This window comes from Aeromonas sp. s5 (assembly GCF_040907865.1).
Taxonomy (GTDB): domain Bacteria; phylum Pseudomonadota; class Gammaproteobacteria; order Enterobacterales; family Aeromonadaceae; genus Aeromonas; species Aeromonas dhakensis.
This window is the reverse complement of sequence record NZ_JBFOCO010000033.1, coordinates 459,599-477,469: the sequence shown is the minus strand read 5'-3', so window position 1 is coordinate 477,469 and position 17,871 is coordinate 459,599. Positions and strand designations below refer to the sequence as shown.

Annotated in this window: 35 protein-coding genes and 1 other RNA gene; all 36 read left to right on the top strand. The window is 60.3% G+C overall.

The window, feature by feature from the left end; genetic code table 11:
* Positions 1 to 4: 4 nt before the first annotated feature.
* Positions 5 to 493, top strand: a complete 489-nt coding sequence (locus AB5Y94_RS21510) for a hypothetical protein (protein ID WP_368206550.1) — start codon at positions 5 to 7, stop codon at positions 491 to 493.
* Entirely contained in the window at positions 483 to 767 is a 285-nt protein-coding gene (locus AB5Y94_RS21505; protein ID WP_368206549.1) for a hypothetical protein, read from the top strand. Before AB5Y94_RS21510 ends, AB5Y94_RS21505 begins: the two co-directional genes overlap by 11 nt.
* Positions 760 to 990: an ANR family transcriptional regulator gene (locus tag AB5Y94_RS21500; protein WP_368206548.1), complete on the top strand. Its 231-nt coding sequence runs from the start codon at positions 760 to 762 to the stop codon at positions 988 to 990. Before AB5Y94_RS21505 ends, AB5Y94_RS21500 begins: the two co-directional genes overlap by 8 nt.
* Positions 990 to 1,454, top strand: coding sequence for a hypothetical protein (locus AB5Y94_RS21495; RefSeq protein WP_368206547.1), 465 nt, complete (start codon positions 990 to 992; stop codon positions 1,452 to 1,454). The genes AB5Y94_RS21500 and AB5Y94_RS21495 overlap by 1 nt, the downstream gene beginning before the upstream one ends.
* A gap of 108 nt (positions 1,455 to 1,562) precedes the next feature.
* Positions 1,563 to 1,775, top strand: a complete 213-nt coding sequence (locus tag AB5Y94_RS21490) for a hypothetical protein (RefSeq protein ID WP_368206546.1) — start codon at positions 1,563 to 1,565, stop codon at positions 1,773 to 1,775.
* A gap of 13 nt (positions 1,776 to 1,788) precedes the next feature.
* Positions 1,789 to 1,995 (top strand): hypothetical protein, encoded by a 207-nt coding sequence (locus AB5Y94_RS21485; protein ID WP_368206545.1) that lies wholly within the window; start codon positions 1,789 to 1,791, stop codon positions 1,993 to 1,995.
* A gap of 6 nt (positions 1,996 to 2,001) precedes the next feature.
* An RNA gene (locus tag AB5Y94_RS21480) (hammerhead ribozyme type II) lies at positions 2,002 to 2,067 on the top strand.
* 39 nt (positions 2,068 to 2,106) lie between these two features.
* Complete coding sequence (locus AB5Y94_RS21475; protein ID WP_017410079.1) at positions 2,107 to 2,358, top strand: hypothetical protein; 252 nt, start codon at positions 2,107 to 2,109, stop codon at positions 2,356 to 2,358.
* Entirely contained in the window at positions 2,334 to 2,582 is a 249-nt protein-coding gene (locus AB5Y94_RS21470; protein ID WP_026080380.1) for a hypothetical protein, read from the top strand. Before AB5Y94_RS21475 ends, AB5Y94_RS21470 begins: the two co-directional genes overlap by 25 nt.
* Complete coding sequence (locus tag AB5Y94_RS21465) at positions 2,579 to 2,836, top strand: hypothetical protein (RefSeq protein ID WP_368206544.1); 258 nt, start codon at positions 2,579 to 2,581, stop codon at positions 2,834 to 2,836. Before AB5Y94_RS21470 ends, AB5Y94_RS21465 begins: the two co-directional genes overlap by 4 nt.
* On the top strand, positions 2,826 to 3,353 hold the full coding sequence (locus AB5Y94_RS21460) for a hypothetical protein (RefSeq protein WP_368206543.1): 528 nt from the start codon (positions 2,826 to 2,828) through the stop codon (positions 3,351 to 3,353). Before AB5Y94_RS21465 ends, AB5Y94_RS21460 begins: the two co-directional genes overlap by 11 nt.
* Positions 3,343 to 3,975, top strand: a complete 633-nt coding sequence (locus AB5Y94_RS21455) for a gp16 family protein (protein WP_368206542.1) — start codon at positions 3,343 to 3,345, stop codon at positions 3,973 to 3,975. The genes AB5Y94_RS21460 and AB5Y94_RS21455 overlap by 11 nt, the downstream gene beginning before the upstream one ends.
* 94 nt (positions 3,976 to 4,069) lie before the next feature.
* Positions 4,070 to 4,489, top strand: a complete 420-nt coding sequence (locus AB5Y94_RS21450; protein ID WP_005301765.1) for a Mor transcription activator family protein — start codon at positions 4,070 to 4,072, stop codon at positions 4,487 to 4,489.
* Positions 4,489 to 4,893, top strand: a complete 405-nt coding sequence (locus AB5Y94_RS21445; RefSeq protein WP_368206541.1) for a hypothetical protein — start codon at positions 4,489 to 4,491, stop codon at positions 4,891 to 4,893. The genes AB5Y94_RS21450 and AB5Y94_RS21445 overlap by 1 nt, the downstream gene beginning before the upstream one ends.
* Before the next feature lie 123 nt (positions 4,894 to 5,016).
* The gene (locus AB5Y94_RS21440; RefSeq protein ID WP_368206540.1) at positions 5,017 to 5,487 is read left to right on the top strand and encodes a lysozyme; all 471 of its coding nucleotides are present in this window, start codon (positions 5,017 to 5,019) and stop codon (positions 5,485 to 5,487) included.
* Between the two features lies 1 nt (position 5,488).
* Positions 5,489 to 5,797, top strand: a complete 309-nt coding sequence (locus AB5Y94_RS21435; protein WP_368206539.1) for a hypothetical protein — start codon at positions 5,489 to 5,491, stop codon at positions 5,795 to 5,797.
* Entirely contained in the window at positions 5,782 to 6,393 is a 612-nt protein-coding gene (locus AB5Y94_RS21430) for a hypothetical protein (protein WP_368206538.1), read from the top strand. Before AB5Y94_RS21435 ends, AB5Y94_RS21430 begins: the two co-directional genes overlap by 16 nt.
* Entirely contained in the window at positions 6,390 to 6,632 is a 243-nt protein-coding gene (locus AB5Y94_RS21425; protein ID WP_368206537.1) for a TraR/DksA C4-type zinc finger protein, read from the top strand. The genes AB5Y94_RS21430 and AB5Y94_RS21425 overlap by 4 nt, the downstream gene beginning before the upstream one ends.
* A complete protein-coding gene (locus AB5Y94_RS21420) occupies positions 6,622 to 6,945 on the top strand; it encodes a DUF2730 family protein (RefSeq protein WP_223954571.1) in 324 nt (107 codons plus the stop codon). The genes AB5Y94_RS21425 and AB5Y94_RS21420 overlap by 11 nt, the downstream gene beginning before the upstream one ends.
* A gap of 11 nt (positions 6,946 to 6,956) precedes the next feature.
* Positions 6,957 to 7,250 carry a winged-helix domain-containing protein gene (locus AB5Y94_RS21415; protein WP_017410090.1) on the top strand — a complete coding sequence of 98 codons (294 nt, stop codon included), beginning with the start codon at positions 6,957 to 6,959 and terminating at the stop codon, positions 7,248 to 7,250.
* Positions 7,251 to 7,260: 10 nt separating this feature from the next.
* The gene (locus tag AB5Y94_RS21410) at positions 7,261 to 7,383 is read left to right on the top strand and encodes a hypothetical protein (protein ID WP_265342858.1); all 123 of its coding nucleotides are present in this window, start codon (positions 7,261 to 7,263) and stop codon (positions 7,381 to 7,383) included.
* A complete protein-coding gene (locus tag AB5Y94_RS21405) occupies positions 7,383 to 7,631 on the top strand; it encodes a hypothetical protein (protein WP_368206536.1) in 249 nt (82 codons plus the stop codon). The genes AB5Y94_RS21410 and AB5Y94_RS21405 overlap by 1 nt, the downstream gene beginning before the upstream one ends.
* Positions 7,628 to 7,759, top strand: coding sequence for a hypothetical protein (locus tag AB5Y94_RS21400; RefSeq protein ID WP_368206535.1), 132 nt, complete (start codon positions 7,628 to 7,630; stop codon positions 7,757 to 7,759). Before AB5Y94_RS21405 ends, AB5Y94_RS21400 begins: the two co-directional genes overlap by 4 nt.
* Positions 7,760 to 7,761: 2 nt before the next feature.
* Positions 7,762 to 8,346 (top strand): DUF3486 family protein, encoded by a 585-nt coding sequence (locus tag AB5Y94_RS21395; RefSeq protein WP_368206534.1) that lies wholly within the window; start codon positions 7,762 to 7,764, stop codon positions 8,344 to 8,346.
* Positions 8,346 to 9,947 (top strand): terminase family protein, encoded by a 1,602-nt coding sequence (locus tag AB5Y94_RS21390; protein ID WP_368206533.1) that lies wholly within the window; start codon positions 8,346 to 8,348, stop codon positions 9,945 to 9,947. The genes AB5Y94_RS21395 and AB5Y94_RS21390 overlap by 1 nt, the downstream gene beginning before the upstream one ends.
* Complete coding sequence (locus AB5Y94_RS21385; protein WP_368206532.1) at positions 9,944 to 10,234, top strand: DUF4406 domain-containing protein; 291 nt, start codon at positions 9,944 to 9,946, stop codon at positions 10,232 to 10,234. Before AB5Y94_RS21390 ends, AB5Y94_RS21385 begins: the two co-directional genes overlap by 4 nt.
* On the top strand, positions 10,231 to 11,805 hold the full coding sequence (locus tag AB5Y94_RS21380) for a DUF935 domain-containing protein (protein ID WP_368206531.1): 1,575 nt from the start codon (positions 10,231 to 10,233) through the stop codon (positions 11,803 to 11,805). The genes AB5Y94_RS21385 and AB5Y94_RS21380 overlap by 4 nt, the downstream gene beginning before the upstream one ends.
* Complete coding sequence (locus AB5Y94_RS21375; protein ID WP_368206530.1) at positions 11,798 to 12,589, top strand: phage minor head protein; 792 nt, start codon at positions 11,798 to 11,800, stop codon at positions 12,587 to 12,589. The genes AB5Y94_RS21380 and AB5Y94_RS21375 overlap by 8 nt, the downstream gene beginning before the upstream one ends.
* A gap of 369 nt (positions 12,590 to 12,958) precedes the next feature.
* Positions 12,959 to 13,906 (top strand): phage protease, encoded by a 948-nt coding sequence (locus tag AB5Y94_RS21370; protein WP_368206529.1) that lies wholly within the window; start codon positions 12,959 to 12,961, stop codon positions 13,904 to 13,906.
* Positions 13,907 to 13,921: 15 nt separating this feature from the next.
* Positions 13,922 to 14,821, top strand: coding sequence for a Mu-like prophage major head subunit gpT family protein (locus AB5Y94_RS21365; protein ID WP_368206528.1), 900 nt, complete (start codon positions 13,922 to 13,924; stop codon positions 14,819 to 14,821).
* 91 nt (positions 14,822 to 14,912) lie between these two features.
* Complete coding sequence (locus AB5Y94_RS21360) at positions 14,913 to 15,167, top strand: hypothetical protein (protein WP_368206527.1); 255 nt, start codon at positions 14,913 to 14,915, stop codon at positions 15,165 to 15,167.
* Between the two features lie 3 nt (positions 15,168 to 15,170).
* The gene (locus tag AB5Y94_RS21355) at positions 15,171 to 15,674 is read left to right on the top strand and encodes a tail needle knob protein (RefSeq protein WP_323094350.1); all 504 of its coding nucleotides are present in this window, start codon (positions 15,171 to 15,173) and stop codon (positions 15,672 to 15,674) included.
* A gap of 34 nt (positions 15,675 to 15,708) precedes the next feature.
* On the top strand, positions 15,709 to 16,257 hold the full coding sequence (locus tag AB5Y94_RS21350; RefSeq protein WP_368206526.1) for a hypothetical protein: 549 nt from the start codon (positions 15,709 to 15,711) through the stop codon (positions 16,255 to 16,257).
* A gap of 3 nt (positions 16,258 to 16,260) precedes the next feature.
* Positions 16,261 to 16,695, top strand: a complete 435-nt coding sequence (locus tag AB5Y94_RS21345; protein ID WP_368206525.1) for a gp436 family protein — start codon at positions 16,261 to 16,263, stop codon at positions 16,693 to 16,695.
* On the top strand, positions 16,695 to 17,252 hold the full coding sequence (locus AB5Y94_RS21340) for a phage virion morphogenesis protein (RefSeq protein WP_368206524.1): 558 nt from the start codon (positions 16,695 to 16,697) through the stop codon (positions 17,250 to 17,252). The genes AB5Y94_RS21345 and AB5Y94_RS21340 overlap by 1 nt, the downstream gene beginning before the upstream one ends.
* Positions 17,249 to 17,866, top strand: a complete 618-nt coding sequence (locus AB5Y94_RS21335) for a hypothetical protein (RefSeq protein ID WP_368206523.1) — start codon at positions 17,249 to 17,251, stop codon at positions 17,864 to 17,866. Before AB5Y94_RS21340 ends, AB5Y94_RS21335 begins: the two co-directional genes overlap by 4 nt.
* The last annotated feature ends 5 nt before the right edge of the window (positions 17,867 to 17,871 follow it).

Below are 17,871 nucleotides of genomic sequence, written 5' to 3'. Positions count from 1 at the left end.
TGATATGAAAAACGAGAACCTGATCTATCTGCTGGAAGTGATCGCCAGCACCGCCAGCAACGACATCGAATCAGACGAGTTCGAGGTTGTGTGGGAAGACCAGCACGGCATGGAGGGATGGACTACCGAGTCCATCACCGCCACAGCCAAGCAGGCAGCAGATGCACTTAAGCAGGCCGGAGTTGTGATCCCTGCCATGAACGCAATCACCCCTGAGTTGGCAAAACAGTTTCTGCTGGCCGGTCTGCTCTCCTTCAAGAGCGATACAGATGGCAGTGACTTCGAAGATGGCACCTATGAAAACGGTGTGCGCGATGCCTTGGCATGGGTATGCGGGTTCGGCAGCGAGCCGCTGTTGGAAAGCGAGTATCCGGAGTTCGCCGCCAACATCGAGCAGGAACTGATTGAAGCAGTGATGCGCGGCCCTGTTGGCACTAATGCCGGTGATGCGCTTTGCACCACCATCGACAACGCCAAAGCCGATGGAGTTTGAAACCCGCTATGGCCCGCTGTACGTCACCCGCCACGCCATCGAGCGCTGGGTGCAACGTACCGGCCGCAGCGAACTGGAGATGCTGGGCGCCCTGTCACGGGCATGGCGCCCAAGCAAACGACAGCTGCGGCGGATCCGGCAGCGCGAGGCGGGATGGAGCCCGCGCCGGATCCTCGAATGTGACCATGCCTACTTCATCTTGAAGAACGGCTCAATCGTCACCGTGTACGACAAGCAACAAACCCGATTTGAACAGGAGTTACATCATGGCTAATGCAGTGTTGAAGGGCGACGAGATCGCCCGCAATCCGAACGGTTATCTGGCGCTGGCCACCCGCGCCGCCGAGTTCGAGCGCGAGGGGCGCTATATCACCGCCCTTGAACTGTGGGTGATGGCCAAGAAGGCGGCCAAGAACATCACCAACCAGCACTGGGCCCAGTCCCGCGTCGACCTGTGCATGACCTGCATTCACCGTTTCGGCAAGCGGGAGGCGTGATGAGCATCAGCAAGGAACAGTGGAAGGCCATTGAGGCCGAGCTGAAAGGTGGCTGGGTACAGGTGAAGTTCAAGCTGCACGGCCACGAGATTTACATCACCCGCGAGCGCAAGACCGAAAGCACCACAGTGCTGGCCATCTATATCGATGGCGCTATCAAAGGCACATGGATGAAGGTGCTCGAAAATATCGACCCTGCCGACGAGTTTATGAACAAGGTGGTCAAGCAGGTTTTCTGCCACAAGTTCCACAAGCGCTATGGCAAGAAAGATCTGGAGAACTACGCCAAGGCTAAGCGGCAGTGTGGCGCCAAGTTTGCCAATGAGCTGTATGGCAAGGATCCGGAAAAGCAGGGAACTACCTACCTGTTCCCCGCCTTCGGCAGCAGCGCCGCCCTGGTACGTCAGTTCAAGAAGATCGATGGGTTGGAGCTGGTCAGCGAGCTGAAAGAGGGGGCCGCATGAACGGTGAAGCCGCCTTCTGGGTGCTGGTCAATCTGATGGCCATGTTCTATGGAGCCTTTGTCGCCGGTCTGTTCACTGGCCTGTTCCTGGTCAACTGAGGTACCTGATATGTCGAACGTGAAATACCTGCTCAATACCAGCGTGGACGATGGCAAAAGCACCCTGGAGTGCCAACTGCGCAGCAACCCGCAGCAGGCGCTGACCGATGCACAACTGGCCATCGACTTCATCAGAGCCTTCGCCAACACCGAGGGCCAGAAATCCAGGCTGGCCATGCTGGCCACCATCGTCAATAAGGCGCGTAAAGCGCTGAAAAACTAAGAGGAAAAACGGTATGAAAGTACACCTCAAGCAGTGGGCCGATGTGGCACCTGGTTATCGACAAATTGCCCGTGACCAATGGGAGCGAGAGGGTCTTGTGCCGGATCAAGTCAGGACATGTGACCAGCTGATGGTCAAAGCAAAGAACTCGGCATCGCTCACCTCTGACCGCTCTGCCGTGACCTGTAAGCATTGCCTCAAGGCAATGGCCAAAAGATAGAGGAAAAAGCGAAACGGGGGCCGTTCCCCCGTCTGCCCAGCGTGGTGGCTGGGCACTGATGAGCAGCCGACCGGGCCCGGTCATAACCCACTCACGATACGCGAGGACGCTATGACCAGAAATGTGCTGAACAACCTGTTAAACCGGCTCTATGGCGAGATGGCCATCGCGCTGGAATGGAAAGAGAAGCTGGTGCTGCAGCGCCGGTTTACTGCCCTGTCACGGGGCGCAAGGAAGTACCACGCCAACGACATTGCCGGTGATGCCCTGCGCGGCGCCGAGCAGTTGCTGGCAGAACTGGAGGCCGATCGCCTGCAGTGGGATGGCAAGGGGGCCGTATGCACGGTGAATACACGCCACTGATGAAGCCAGGCTTGCTGGCTAAACGGCTGGCATCTGGCAAGGCCAAGCTGGACCCCGAGATGGGGCTGGAAAAGCTCTGCAGCGGTTGCAACGAATACTGGCCGCAAGATACCGCCTTCTGGTCAGTGTGGAACAGCACCAGATCCTGCGACGGCCTGCAGCACTACTGCAAAGCCTGTGAGAGTGAGATCGCTATCAAACGCTGGAAAGAGAGGGCCGCATGAAGCTGACTGCCTACCAGCGCCGCCAGGTGGATTACGTCAAAGCGAACCACCCTTGCTACCCCAAGCGTAAGAACAAGGGGATGAACAAGCGGGATCTAGCTGAGCTGGAGCGTCAAGCCGATGTGGCTGCCATGGCCTGGCTTGATTGCACCGTGCCCCGCTGGCGCGAGGGGAAGCCGCCAAAGGCCAACAAAATTTACGTCGCCGTGCTCTCAGTGAGCGATGCGGATGAGGAGCAAGAAAATGACGAATAAACACAGCTTGGAAGCAATGGCACAGAAGATTAAGCAGGTTCCTGACTACCGCCACAAGAGCGCGGCCATGCTGGCCGAGGCATTGGGCGAGTGCTCAGAACGGCAGATGCTGAGGTGGATCAGAACCTTGATAGATAAAGGGCTGATCGAGCCGCGTTCGCTGATCACGTATGACGGGCTGATGACGGTGCGCCGCATTCAGCGTTATCTGGATCAGAATCAAGGCACCGTTTATATCGGGATGCTGGCGAAAGAGGTCTATGGCGCCGGCAACAACTACTCATGGTTGCGCTGGCTGATTGAGAAGGCCGTGGCAGAGGGCTTCGAGCTGGACGTCTCGCGCATCAGTAGTGAGACCATCCCCAAACAACTGCGGGTAAAACGCCGAGAGGTAGAGGGGAAACCCCGTTTTGTGGACATGGCTGATGTCGATGCTGATCACCGCCATGCCTGGATTGCACTGATGCAGTCCTGGTATCACCTCAAACCACGTCAGGAGGTATCCCATGCAGCCTGATGCCAAGCGCCTGTTGAAACTGGTGCAAGTCGGCCGCCGCGAGCTGGGGCTGGATGAAGAGGAATATCGCGCCCTGCTGGAGCAGGTCACCGGCGTCCGCTCTGCCAAGGGCATGAGCGCCAGCAAGCTGGACGCCGTCATCACCGCCATGAAGGGGCTGGGGTTCAAGGTCAAGGGGGGCGCCCAGGTTGCTGGGCGTCGATCTCCGCCCAGTTCGGCCAAGGTGCAGGCGCCGGAGGTGCGTAAACTGCGGGCCATCTGGATCACCATGAAGCAGGACGGCCTGCTGCACGACGGTTCTGAGGATGCCCTGGGCAGTTTTATCCGCCGCATGACCGCCAGCGCCAACGGCGGCGTGGGCATCAGCCGGGCTGAATGGCTTACCTCCTTTCAGGCCGAGCGGGTGCTGGAGGCATTGAAGAAGTGGCATATCCGCCTGATGACCGATGCTATCCTCGCCCGGGGTGACTCGGTACCGGATACCCTGAGCCACCGGCAAGATGCCATGCCGGGTTACGACCTGATCCGCGATGCCTATGAGAACCCCGGCCAGCGGCCGCCGAGGATAATGGTGATCGATGGCAGCAAGCCAGTGAGCGAGATATATGACAAGGCCCCGTAAGGGGCCTTTGAATTGGTGGGCCAGATCCGGTGCGTTATGATCCCAATACCCAGCCGTCGCTGGGTATTGCTTTATCTGCCACCAGGAGGATGTGATGGACAGAGACGAACAGACCATCGATATGTTCGGTGAACAGCTGGACGCGGCCCTGCTGAGCGACACCATCAACATCATCGAAGATGAGAAAACGGCCCGCTGGCCAGAGACCATGCGCGAACTGTACACCCTGTTTTTCAGCACGGTGAAAAAGCATGGCGACTCACCGGATCTGGCCATCATCCTGCTGGCGGAACTGTGCCGGGTCTATGGCGGGCTGCAATTCTACCTGCCACGGGGTAAGCTGCTGCAAAACACCATCCGCGATTTGCGGGTATGGTCCGAATTCAAAGGCGACAACACCTTTGAACTGGCGCAAAAATACAAGGTGACTCAGCGCGAGATCTGGCGCATCACCGCTCGCATGCGCAAGTTCGAGATGAAGCGCCGTCAACCTGACTTGTTTGGAGAAAACTGATGAAATCCCTTGTTCTTTCCGCCTTGCTGCTCAGCAGCTCGCTGGCTGCTGCCCCCCTCACGATCGCCGAACGTGACCAGGGCAACCGCGCCATCATCGAGCAGGCCTATACCGAACTGGTGAAGGCCTGCCCCACGGTGCGCGATGGCTGGGGGGTGGATAAGGTAGAGGCCCGTTATGAACAGGGTGAGATGGAACCGGGCGACCATTTCACCGGCTGGCGTTTTGAACAATACGGCTGGACCGAAGACGTGGCTTTCAATGTGCATGACCAGCATACCGAAACACATCAGTTCTATGTCGCCACTGGAAATAACAAAGGCGTTATTGTAAATGCCAAGCAAGCATCGTTGGACTTTTGCGGAATAAAAGGCAATATGTCGGGGCATTACTTGGTGAAATAATAAACCGAATTTAATAAAGGGGCCTCTTAGCAGGCCCCTTTTATTTGAATGAAAATACGCATTCTCCTATCCCACCATCAAAAAAGCACACTGGATTAAATTCATTGCCTATCCAGGTGTGCCATGTCTTCCATCTATGCGCTTCTCCGACTCGAAGAGGGTTGGCGTCCACAGCCTTATCGCTGCACTGAGGGTTATCCGACCGTCGGATTCGGTTTCCGTATCGGCCCTAAGGGCGCGAATCTCGATCTGTATCAGTTCTTCCTCCCTGTTCGAGCTGGAGAAGCCTGGCTCGATACCCTTATTTCCAATCTGGAAGTAGATATGCGCCGCGACTCCAAGCTGGCCATGGCGCTGCAAGTCTGTGAACGCTACCCAGCACGGCTGGCAGTGTTGCAGTCGATGGCATACCAGATGGGCGTCAAAGGGCTGGCCGCCTTCAAGAACACCCTGCAGGCGGTGATTGAGCAGCGTTGGAACGATGCCGCCGCCGGCATGCTCAACAGCCGTTGGGCCAAACAAACCCCCGATCGGGCCAAACGCCACGCCGAGCAGATGCGCACCGGCCTCTGGGCACCGGAATACGGAGCCTGATATGGGGCGCAACTGGCAGTGGAGTTTTTACCATGGCCGCAGCAAGCGGCTGGAGCTGGAACGGGCCATGGCAGAACAGGGCGTGGCCGAGTGCGACATTGATCGCACCGTCCCGCTGCATAGCCGCGATGGCACCATGCAAAGCCAGTTCGCCAAGGGCTGGTGCTCCGTGACCCCCGCCGAGATCTATGCCGCCCGGAATCGCCACCGTTTCAAAATACTCACGACCTGCAACGACAAGGTGGCGGTGCACTGCGCCAATTTGCGGGCCCTCTTCAAAAAGGATGAATCCTCATGCCATTCCCGTTAATCCCAGCCCTGGCCGCGTTGGCGGTGCAGCAGGGGCCCGCCTTGATCCGAGGGGTCGCCGGCCTGTTTGGCGGCAGCGATACCGCGAACAAGGTAGCCGACATGGTCGAGCAGGTCTCCGGCATCGGCCTGACCGCCGCCCAGCAGCAAGCCAGCATCGAAGAACAGCTCGGCCGCATCACCGATCCGACTGCGTTGGTCGAGCTGCAAAAGCTCAAGGTCGAGTTGGAGAAAGAGCAGACCCGCCGCCAGGAGCTGCAGCTGGCCGATAGCCAGGCCGAGCAGACCACCACCCAACAGACCATCCGTGAAGGGGATGGCAACAAGGATGAGTACGTGCGCCACACCCGCCCGCTGATGGCGCGCCAGAGCTGGCAGATGTCGGCCATTTACGTGGTGCTGTTCAGCGTGCTCAAGGCATTCGGTTATGGCGATGGCCCTGACTTTGACATGGTGCTGTTGCTGCTGACCCCGGCCTGGGCCTATCTCGGCCTGCGCACCCTCGACGGGTTCGCCCCCCATCCCAAGGCCAGCGGCCAGAAGGTTGGCGCCGCCATCACCAGCACCGTCTCCAACCTGCTGACGAGGGCAAAATGACCGACCTGTTTGACCGTGCCCAACAACAAGAACAAGAGAGTCGCGACAGAGCCATCGCCAACCAGCTGGCCAGACGCGGTACCGAAACCCCAGACCAGGACGCCGCCGGCAACCGCTTCTGCCTGAGCTGTGGGGAGCAGATTGCCCGTGAGCGGCTGGAGGCCGCGCCAGACGCAGTGCGCTGCGTCCCTTGCCAGAGCTGGAGCGAGAGTATGGGGAGGCATCGCCATGGAGTTTGACTGGATCCCGAAGTGGTGGGGTGTCATTACCACCACCGTCGCGGTGCTGGCCACCTTGGCCACGTTGTGGTTGAGCAAGACCTTTGCCCGCCGGGAAGACCTTAGCAAGGTGGAAAACAAGATGGCCGATGTCAGCAGCCGCGTCTCAATTCTCGAAGACAAGGTGGAGTCGATGCCGACTCAGGATGAAGTCAATGCCCTGCGTCTCGATATGGCTGAGATGCGGGGGGATATCAAGGCATTGCGCGAGGCGCTGCAACCGGTAAACCACTTGGCCAGGCTGCTGCTCGAACAGCGTTTAAACGAGAAATAAACGGGGGTTATATGTCGTTCAGAGAATTTGTGCTGGCAGATCAGCGTTTGCTGATCCTGCGCAGCTTGCGGGAAATGACCGGCTGCTCGGCCAACGAATCGATCCTGGATGAGTGCCTGGAAGCCTATGGCCATAGCATCAGCCGCGACGCGGTGCGCACCCAGATGCGCTGGCTGGAAGAACAGGGACTGATCACCGTCGAGAAGGTGGGCGAAACCCTGGTGGCCAAGCTGACTGGCCGGGGTGACGACGTGGCCACTGGCCAGGCCGTGGTCGATGGCGTCAAGAAACCGCGTCCGGTGTAAGGAGAGAGCCATGAGTATCGTGATCCCGACTTGGCTGATGTGGGTGATTGGTATCCCTGTCGGTCTGCTGGTCTTGGCGCTGGCGGCGCTTGGCATCGCCTTCCTTCTCAGTTTTGGAAAGGTGAGATGGTGATGATGGAGACCATGATGAAGATGAAAAGCGCCCTGGTGGGACTGGTGCTGGGTGGCCTGAGTGTCATGTTGAAAAACACCACCGCAGACCCCGGCATCACCCCCATCGACACCATCATCCGGCAGGTGAAACGCGCCAGCCGCTACCGCCCTGCCTTCAATGGCGGGCTGCCGTCCGTCAAGCGGGCCCAACGTCTGGCCAAGGCCAAACGGTCCACCCGCCGCGCTCGCAAGCTGGGTCACGCATGAAAGCCAACCTGCTGGATATCGCCGCCATGATGTTGTTCGGCTACTTGCTGGCGCTGGCCATTGTCGGCGACCCGGTCCATGCGCTTTGGGGCTGCACAGCCCCGCTCGTTGACAAGCTGCTGGGGTAACCATGACCACCAAAATCAAGAACACCAAGAGCAAGATCCAGCAGTTGCCGGAGGATATCCGCAGCCAACTGGCGGCCATGCTGCGTTCTGGCTCCATGTCGCAGAAGGCCATCCTGGAAGAGGTGAACCAGCTCATCCTGGAAGCCGGTCTGCCGCCGGAAGAGCAGATCAGCCGCACCGGGTTGAACCGTTACTTCAAGCGGATGGAAGAAGCCGGCAGCCGCATGGCGCAGGCCCGTGAAGTGGCCGAGGTGTGGACGGCCAAGCTCGGTCAGGCCCCCACCTCCGAGCTGGGCAAGATGCTGCAGGAGTTCGTGCGCACCATGGCGTTCGAAACCTCCATGAAGATGATGGACGCCAGCGAAGGGGAAGACGGCAAGATGATCGACCCCAAATCGCTGGGGCAGCTTGCTCTGGTGATCCAGCGCGTCGAAGCCGCCGCCATGACCAGCCACAAGGTCGAGAAGGAGATCCGCGCCGCGTTCGCCGCCGAGGCCGCCACCGCTGCCGAGAAGATTGTGAAGTCGGCAGGGCTGACGGCAGAGACCGCTGCCGAGATCCGGCGCCAGATTTTGGGGATTGCGTGATGGACTATAAGCACTTAACCCAAGTCGAAAATCAGCTCGTTAACCAGTCAGCGGCCGCCATTATCGGCGGCCAGTTCGATCCAGGTGAAGTGCTGCTGCCCTATCAGAAACGCTGGATTGCTGATGAGGCAAAAATCAAGATCGCCGAGAAGTCGCGGCGAACCGGCCTTACCTGGGCAGAGGCAGCCGACGCCGCGCTCAATGGCTCCATGTCTACTGCCGCTGGCGGTTGCGATACCTTCTATGTCGGCACCACCAAGGATATGGCCCGCGAGTTTATCGATGCCTGTTCGATGTGGGCCAAGGCCTATGACTATGCGGCCAGCGAGATTGGCGAAGAGGTGCTGGTCGATGAAGACAAAGACATCCTGGTCTACGTCATCAACTTCGCCAGCGGTTTCAAAATCAAGGCGTTGTCATCGAATCCCAGCAACTTGCGGGGGATGCAGGGCAATGTGGTGATCGATGAGGCCGCCTTCCATAAAGACCTGGCCGCCATCCAGAAAGCCGCCAACGCCTTGACCATGTGGGGCAGCAAGGTGAGGATGATCTCGACCCATAACGGTATCGAGAACCTGTTCAATACCCTGATCACAGAAACCCGGGCCGGTAAGCGGCCAAGCTACTCCATCCACCGTATCGATATCGGAACCGCCTGTAAGGAAGGGCTTTACAAGCGGATCTGTCAGGTCAAGAAGAAAGAGGAATGGAGCGAAGATGGCGAGCGCAAGTGGCTGCAAGAGCTGCTGTCAGACTGCGCCACCGAAGAAGACGCCCGGGAAGAATACTACTGCGAGCCCAAGAGCGGCGGCGGTGCCTACTTGCCCCGTGGCCTGCGCGAGCGGGCCTGCCGGGTCGAGGGGCCGGTGCTGCGCTTTACCGGTTCGGCCGCCTTCAACAGTGCCAGCGAATCGGAGCGCAACGCCGAGATGCAGGAGTGGCTGGAGGCCGAGGTCTTCCCCGAACTGATGAAGCTGGATCGCAGCCATCGCCACGCCCTGGGCGAAGACTTCGCCCGTTCGGGTGACCTGACGGTGTTCGCCCCGATCCAGGTGCTGCCGGATACCCGCCGCCGGGTTCCCTTCACCGTCGAGCTGAAGAACACCCCGTTCAAGCAGCAGGAACAGGCGCTCTATTTCATCTGCGATCGCCTACCGCGCCGGGATGGCATCTGGCTCGATGCCCGTGGCAATGGCCAGTATCTGGCTGAACAGGCCGCCTATCGCTACGGCCAAGAGGTGGTGCAGGTGATGCTCTCGGTCGGCTTCTACCGCGAGAACATGCCGCGCTTCAAGGCGGCGTTTGAAGATGACGAGCTGGAGCTGCCCAAGCACGAAGACATCATCACCGACCTGGGGCAGATCAAGATCTACCGGGGCACCCCCGGCATTGACGACAGCCGCACCCAGGGCAGTGATGGCAACAAGCGCCACGGCGACTCGGCGGTGGCCATCTTCCTGGCCTATCTGGCCAGCCGGGCCGAGAGCCATATCTACGAACTGCACCGCATCGCCAAGGTGGGTGCCCCCCAGAAAGACCAGGATGGACAGCGGCAGATGGCCCTGACCCGTGGCCTGCGTAACGGAGGCGGATTACTGTGAAAATCTATATCGCTGGACCGATGACCGGACATAACAAATTTTATAAACCTGCGTTCAATAGAATTGGAGATCAAATAGAGCGGCAGGGAGACATCGCACTTAATCCGGCAGTTCTGCCACCCGGCTTGAGCAATGAGGAATATCTGAACATTTGCATGGCCATGTTGGATGTGGCCGACGAGGTGGTGATGCTGCCAAATTGGAAATATACAGAGCTAGCCGTCAAACAGCACGACCGAGCCACCCAGCGCGGTATGAAGATCACCTATCTGGAGGCGCTGGTATGACCACCATTCTCGATGCACGTGGCAACCCCATCAAACCCGACAAGCCGGCGCTCGGCGAAGACATCGCGCTGGCCCACACCACCAGCGTGCGCAACCCGCGCCCCAACAGCGTGGCCAGCACCATCACCCCACAGCGTCTGGCGGGCCTGCTGCGCTCGGTGGTCGATGGCAACAACCCCCAGGATTACATGACCCTGGCCGAAGAGATCGAAGAGCGAGATCTGCACTACGCATCCGTGCTGCGCACCCGTAAGCTGGCCGTGGCGGCCTTGCCGCCCACGGTCGAAGCCGCCAGTGAGGACGCTTTTGACAAGAAGCTGGCAGACGAAGTGCGCCTGCTGATGGAGAGCGACCAGATCCCCGAGCTGTTCTTCGATCTGCTCGATGGCCTGGGCAAGGGCATGGGGGTGTGCCAGATCCTATGGGATACCGCCCGTGATACCACACCCCGCTGGGTTCCCAAGGATTACAAATGGGTCGACCCCCGCTACCTGCGGCCAGATGCCGAGACCCTGAGCGAGATCCTGCTTATCAGTGACGATGCTCCCCAGGGCAAGCCGCTGGAACCCTACAAGTTCATCGTTCACCTGCCGCGCACCAAGTCGGGCAGCATCTGGCGCAACGGCCTGACCCGCCTTTGCGCCGTGATGTACATGCTGAAAAGCTTCACGGTGCGGGACTGGTGGGCGTTCGCCGAAGTGTTCGGCATCCCCATCCGGGTGGGCAAGTACGGACCCAATGCCACCCCCGAGCAGATCGCCACCCTCAAGAACGCCATCGCCACCATCGCCAGCGATGCCGGCGCAGTGATCCCAGACAGCATGATGGTGGAGCTGGTCGAAACGGCGAAGGGGAACGGCGGCGATACCCTGTTCGAGAACATGGCCCGCTGGGCAGACGAGCAGACCAGCAAGGCGGTGCTGGGCCAGACCATGACCACCGACGATGGCAGCAGCCGCGCCCAGGCCACGGTGCACAACGAGGTGCGGCTGGACATCGCCAAGTGGGACGCCCGTCAGCTCGAAGCCACCATCAACGAGTACCTAGTCAAGCCCTTCATCGTGCTGAACTGGGGTGTGCAGAAGGTCTACCCGCGCGTCTGCATCCGGGTACCGGAGCCGGAAGACCTCAAGATGATGGTCGATAGCTTGATGCCGCTGATCGACCGTGGCATGAAGGTGAGCGAGAGCGCCATGCAAGACAAGTTTGGCCTGGCGGCGCCCAAGCCGGATGAAGTCACCCTGCAACCGCTGAGCGCCATGCAGTTGCAAGCCGTGCAGCCGCTGGCCATGAACAGGCAGCAACAGCGCCTGGCCATCAACCGGATCCAGCAGCCGAGCGAACAGGCCATCGACCAACTGACCGAGGAGGCGATGAGCGACTGGGTCGAGGTGGGCGGCAAGGACTTCATGAACCCGATCATCGAACTGGCCGCCACGGCCGCCAACTTCGACGAGTTCAATGCGGGCCTGCTGGCCCTACAGGAGTCGCTGAGCGCCGAGCAGTTCACCCAGCAGCTGGCCGACTACACCTTCCGCTTGCGTGGCATGGGGGATGTGCAAGATGCCTGAGCCCAAGGCCTCCTCCTTTCCGCCCAAAGAGGCGCTCGACTGGTTCAAGAAAAAGGGGCTGCAACCCGGCTTTGACTATCGCGACGTGTGGAAGGAAGAGCACGCCAACGCCTTCACCGTGGCCAAGATGCTCAACGCCGATCTGTTGGTCGAGGTACGGGCCCTGGTCGAGCAGGCGCTGGAGCAGGGGCAGACCTATCAGCAGTTCGCCGCTGCCATCAAGCCGCTGCTGGTCAAATCCGGGTGGTGGGGCATCCAGCAGATGGACGACCCCGCTACCGGCGAAACCAAGCAGGTGCAGCTAGGCAGCGAGGGACGCATCAAGACCATCTATCGCACCAACATGCGCACCGCCCGCGCTGCTGGCCAATGGCAGCGCATAGAGCGCACCAAGCGGGCCATGCCCTACCTGGTCTATCAGCTGGGGCCCGCCCGCGAGCACCGCGCCCTGCATGTGAGCTGGAACGGCATCACCCTGCCGGTGGATGATCCCTGGTGGCAAACCCACATGCCGCCGAACGGTTGGGGCTGTCACTGCTGGGTGCGCCAGATCAGCAAGTTCGAATACGCCAAGCTGGAGGGAACCCAGGGCTATCAGTTCGCCGCCCCGAGCGATGGCAACCGGGAGTGGGTGAACAAGCGCACCGGGGAAGTGGAGGTGCTGCCCAGCGGTATCGAGCCGGGGTGGAACTACAATCCCGGCAAGGCCAGACAGCAAGCCCTGAAAGCCGACTTGGCAGCCAAGGAACAAACCCTGCGTCAAACGCTCTCAGCGCCGCTGTGAGCGTTTTTAGCTGCCAGCGTATTCGTGAACGGGGTGGAATTGATTCTGGCGCCGTTTAAATGGTGTTTAAAGATGGTTGTAGCTGGTGTTGAACCTGCAATTTCGTTTCATCATCCAATGTGACACTTCTCCCCGTTCGCGATCCTGTGTACCCTGTTGATGTCCGGTCATCATCCTGACGTCTCTGCCAGCGCTTACTCTCCCCGCTGGTGAACTGCCATCCCTCTGCCATACCGTCCCATCCATTCACAGCGAAAACCGTCATTACACTCGCCGGGTTCCCATCCCGCATCATCGATTCGTCTACACAACTTGTTCATTCAACCCACTCAGCCACCTGGCGGGAGGTTGTTATGTGACGGAGCGATCATGCCCAAGACCTATCTTGCCCTCTGCTTTGACCTGTCTCGCCAGACTGTGCGTGACGAAAAGGTCTGGTTGCCATTGATCCCCCCTGGGGTGTTCGGCGGCAATGATGGGCGTACCTGGAACAACAGCAACCCGGATGCCGTGGTGGCCTCGTTCATCAAGAAGCGTCCGTTCGACGTTGAGCACGCCACCCACATCAAAGGCCCCAAGGGCGAGAAAGCCCCGGCCGTTGGCTGGATCCTCGCCCTGCAGAACATCGGCGGCGAAGTGTGGGGCATGGTGGACTGGAACAGCGAAGGGCGCGAGATGCTGGAGAAGAAGGAATACGCCTTCTACTCCCCGGCCTTCACCTTCGACGACGCCGGCACCGTGCTGAGCATCGCCAGCGTTGGCCTGACCAACGAGCCCAACCTCGATCAACTCCCTGCCCTGAACCGTGAGGAAACTCCAATGCCCTTGCCCGTTGAACTGACCCAGGCCCTGGGTCTGGGTGCTGATGCGGATACCGCGTCCGCGCTCACCGCCATCAATACCCTCAAGGCCGATCATCAGCTGGCCCTGAACCGTGCCAATGCCGGCCCTGACCTGACCAGGTTCGTTCCGAAAGAGACCTACGAGCTGGCCCTGAACCGCGCCACCACCGCCGAGGCTAAGGTGAAAGAAGCCGACGATGCCAAGCTGGGTGCCCTGGTTGATGACGCCATCGCCGCCGGCAAGATCGCCCCGGCCAACAAAGAAATGTTCCTGGGCATGTGCCGCCAGGAAGGTGGGGTCGAGCAGTTCAAAAAGTTCGTCGAGGCCGCGCCGGTCATCGCCGATGCCAGCCAGGTGAAGCCCGCCGAGCAACAGGCGGGTGCCCTGAGCAAAGACGAACTGGCCATGTGTCGCCAGATGGGCGTCAAGCCTGAAACCTGGCTGGCCAACCGCCACCACAAACCCAACTATTAATCGGAGAGTCTGACCATGGCTTTTACTGAAGCGCAGATTATCGAAGCCCTGACCGTCGGCTCTAATGCCGCCTTCGTTGAAGGGACCAACCGGACCACGCCGCAGTGGGACAAGATTGCCACCAAGGTGCCGAGTTCTGGCTCCAGCGAGTTCTATGGCTGGTTGAAAGACCTGCCTGGGATCGAAGAATGGGTTGGTGATCGCATGCTCAAAGAGCTGGGGTCCCATGGCTATTCAATCCCCAACGTCACCTATGAAGCTTCGATCAAGATCAAGCGCGAAGACCTCGACGATGACAAGATCGGAAAATACTCAGTGCTGGCCAGAGCGTGGGGGCAGGAAAGCTCTCTGTTCCCGGACAAAAAATCCTATGCCCTGCTGGCGGCTGGTTTCAGTACTCTCTGCTATGACGGCCAGAACTTCTTCGATACCGACCACCCGCTGGACACCACCCCGGCCACCACCTTCTCCAATGTGATCGGTGACCCTGGCACGGATACCGGTGCCGCCTGGTTCCTGTTGGACAATAGCCAGATCCTGCTGCCCGTGATCTTCCAGGAACGCAAGCCCATTTCCCTGGACTTCGTTGGTGCGACTAGCGAATACGCCTGGTTCAACAACATGGTGGCCCAGGGTGTCGATGGTCGTCATGGCTACGGATTCGGCTTCCCGCAGACCGCCATCGGCTCCAAGACTGTGCTGGATGCGACCAACTTCGAAGCTGCCAAAACCAAGCTGGCCAGCATGAAGAAGTCCAACGGTACCCCGCTCGGTACGATGGCCACCACCCTGGTGGTAGGGCCGAGCAATGAAGCGGCGGCCAGGAAGATTGTCAGTCGCGAGTTCCTCGAAAACGGCGAGTCGAACATCTACTACAACAACGTCGAGATCGTGGTCTCCCGTTACCTGGTGTGACCGGTCATCTGATGTAACCCACTCAGTCGGGGTGGAGCTGGCAACACCATAGCGTTGAAGCCCCGACTGTTTACCTAACCAGGAGAACCCCATGGCCACGACCACCATAGCGCTGAGTGCTGATGCCTGGGTGCTGGTCTCCGCCGCCGGCAACGGCACCCTGGAGAACCAGACCAATCAGATCGTGCTCTACCGCACCGATGCTGCGCTGCCAGCCCCGAGCGTGAAAGTCGGCCATCACCTTGGCCGTGGCCAGCGTGAGGCATGGAGCTTTGATCCCGCCCAGAACCTCTACGCCAGGCTGAATCTGGTAGGTGATGGCGTGCTGGTTGTGACGGAGGGCTAAGCCATGCCATTCGGGAAGGCGTTCGTCTACCAGGCGCCCAAGCGCAAGAAGACCGAGGTGTTTTGGTCGGGTATCACCGGCCTGACGCTGACGGCCGACACCGATTACAACCTGGTCGCTCTGCTCAAGGCGCTGCCTGCCCCGGCATTCGGCACCCTTGCCCCGTTCTTCAACACGGTGAGCAACAAGCTCAACGCCTACAACGACAACGCCAGTTTGATGTTCAAGCTCAACCTGGCCGGGCTTTGGTCTGCGGCGACCGAAAACCGCAGCATGCAGCTCGACTTTCTCGGCACCAACGGCAACCGCCTAGTGGCCAGCCGTGACGCCGCCGTGCTGCCTGATGTGGTCACTCTGGCCACCTTTTTCAGCATCGATCGCGATGGCGGCATCGTCACCAATGGCACCAGCCCGATTATCCGCAGCAACAACGGCAGTTATACCCCATCAGCAATCTTGCTGATCGCCGAACAGAACACCCGACAAACCCTGATTTCTGCGGTATAAGCCGCCTTTATCACCCCTTTACAGGAGCATTGACATGGCACCTCGCAAGAAAGCAGGCGACAAAAGCCAGCCGCTGGGAGCGGCAGCAGTGGGCGCGGGTACCGAGCTGGTGCAAGCGCAAGCCGAACAGAACAAAGACGGGACTGTGCTGGTAGACCCGGACGCCGAAGCCGCCCGTCTGGCAGCAGAGCAGCAAGCCGCCGAAGAGGCGCGACTGGCCGCTGAGGCAGCCGCTGCAGCAGCAACCACCCAGAACGCCGGTGACCAGTGTGGCAGCAACGCCATCGGCGCCTCCGGCGAGCCGGGGGCGAACCTGAGCGCTGCCATGGCCAGCGATCTGCCCGACTGGCTGCTCGGCCAGTTCGATGTCAAGGCCAAGTCGCCGGCCGGCTTCTGGCGCTGCGGTGTCCACTTCCTGCACTCCAGCCCCACCCGCGTGTTTGTGGTGACGGCCAAGGCCGATGTGCCGCACGACCACGATTGCGAGATCCCGTGCTGCTACCTGACCCCGGCCGAGGCCCAGCGTGTTCACCAGGAATCCTGGCTGACCGTGGTACCCGGCAGCGAAGTCACCAAGGACTAACCCATGGCCATCTACGCGACGAAGCAGGACCTGATCGACCGTGACGAGGGCATGCTCTACAACTTTGCCCTCGACCGCTCGACCGACACCCTCAACAACACCTGGATCGATGAGGCGCTGACGGCCGCTGATGACGAAATCAACGGCTACCTGTCCCGTCGCTTTGTGCTGCCGCTGCCGACCGTGCCGGATCTGCTCAAGCGTCAGGCTATCGTCATCGCCTTCTACTGGCTGGGTGATCGCGATCCACAGGTCACCAACCTGCTGCAAGACCGCTACGACCGGGCCATCGCCAAGGTGAAAGAGATTGCGGCCGGCAAGGTGGATCTGGGCCTGCCCACCACCGACATGCCGCCAGAGGGCGCGGTCGGCAAGGTGGAGCTGGTGCAAGAGGGCGAGCGCTTGTTCACCCGTGACTCGCTGCGTGGAGTACTCTGATGGCCGTCTCGGTTGAGGTCTCAACCAGGGGCGAAGAGCTGGCGCGTTATCAGCGCCTGCTCGATACCCTGGGGCGCAGCGACCACAAGGCCGAGCTGCTGGAAAGCATTGGCGCCGTGGTCGAAAGCCAAACCCGCCGCCGCATCAGCGACGAGAAGACCGCGCCTGACGGCACGCCCTGGGCGCCCTGGTCAACGGACTATGCCAAGACCCGCCACGGCAATCAGAGCCTGCTGCAGGGTGACGGCGATCTGCTGGATAGCATCGAGAACCAGGTGCAACGCAACAGCGTGCGGGTGGGCTCGGCGCTGGCCTATGCCGGAGTGCATCAAGACGGGTTCAGCGGCACCGTGCAGGTGCCAGCGCATCTGCGCCGCATCACCCAGGCGTTCGGCAAGGCGCTGGCCTTCCCGGTCTATCAGTCGGTGGGGTCGTTCACTCGCCAGATGGAGATCCGCCAGCGCGAGTTCCTGGGGCTCTCCAGTGACAACCAGACCGAGCTGCTCGCCGTGATCGGCGACTTCTGGCAAGACGTGATGAAGGAGGCAGGCCTATGAGCCGCCCGGATTTTGGCACCATCGGCAGCACCGTCTCGGCCTGCGAGGCGGTAGTGCAGTATCTCAAGCCCTACCTGGAAGCGACCGGCCCCGGTGCCGATCGCAAGATTGACCGGGTCCAGGCCGTAGAGCGCCACATCGGCCGCTTCAACGAGCCGGACGACATCAAGCGCTGGATGAGTGGCAAGGAAGGCGGCATTCGCATCTGCGCCCAGCGCGTGGTGGCCATGCAGAACCAGGGCAGCCGGTTGATCGGCACCGTCGAGTTCGTCGCCTTTGTCTTCTGCGCAAAACAGTTTGCCTATGACAAAGACCAGCGGGCCGAGGTGATCGCCTGCCGCTTGGCCAAAGCCCTGATGCTCAAGGGCGGCTGGGTGGGTACCAGCGCCAGCGGAAAGCCTGACGGTCTGCGGGCGGACAACCTCTATACCACCGCCATCGACCAGCTGGGGCTGGCGATCTGGTCGGTGACCTGGCGCCAGGACTGGCCGTTGGATGAACCCATTGACGAAGCCACCCTGGATGACTTCTTGCGCTGTAACTTCAAGGCCGAACTGGCCGATGGCGCCCCCGTCTGCGAGGCAATGATCGAATTGCCTGGACCCACCCCATAGGAGCA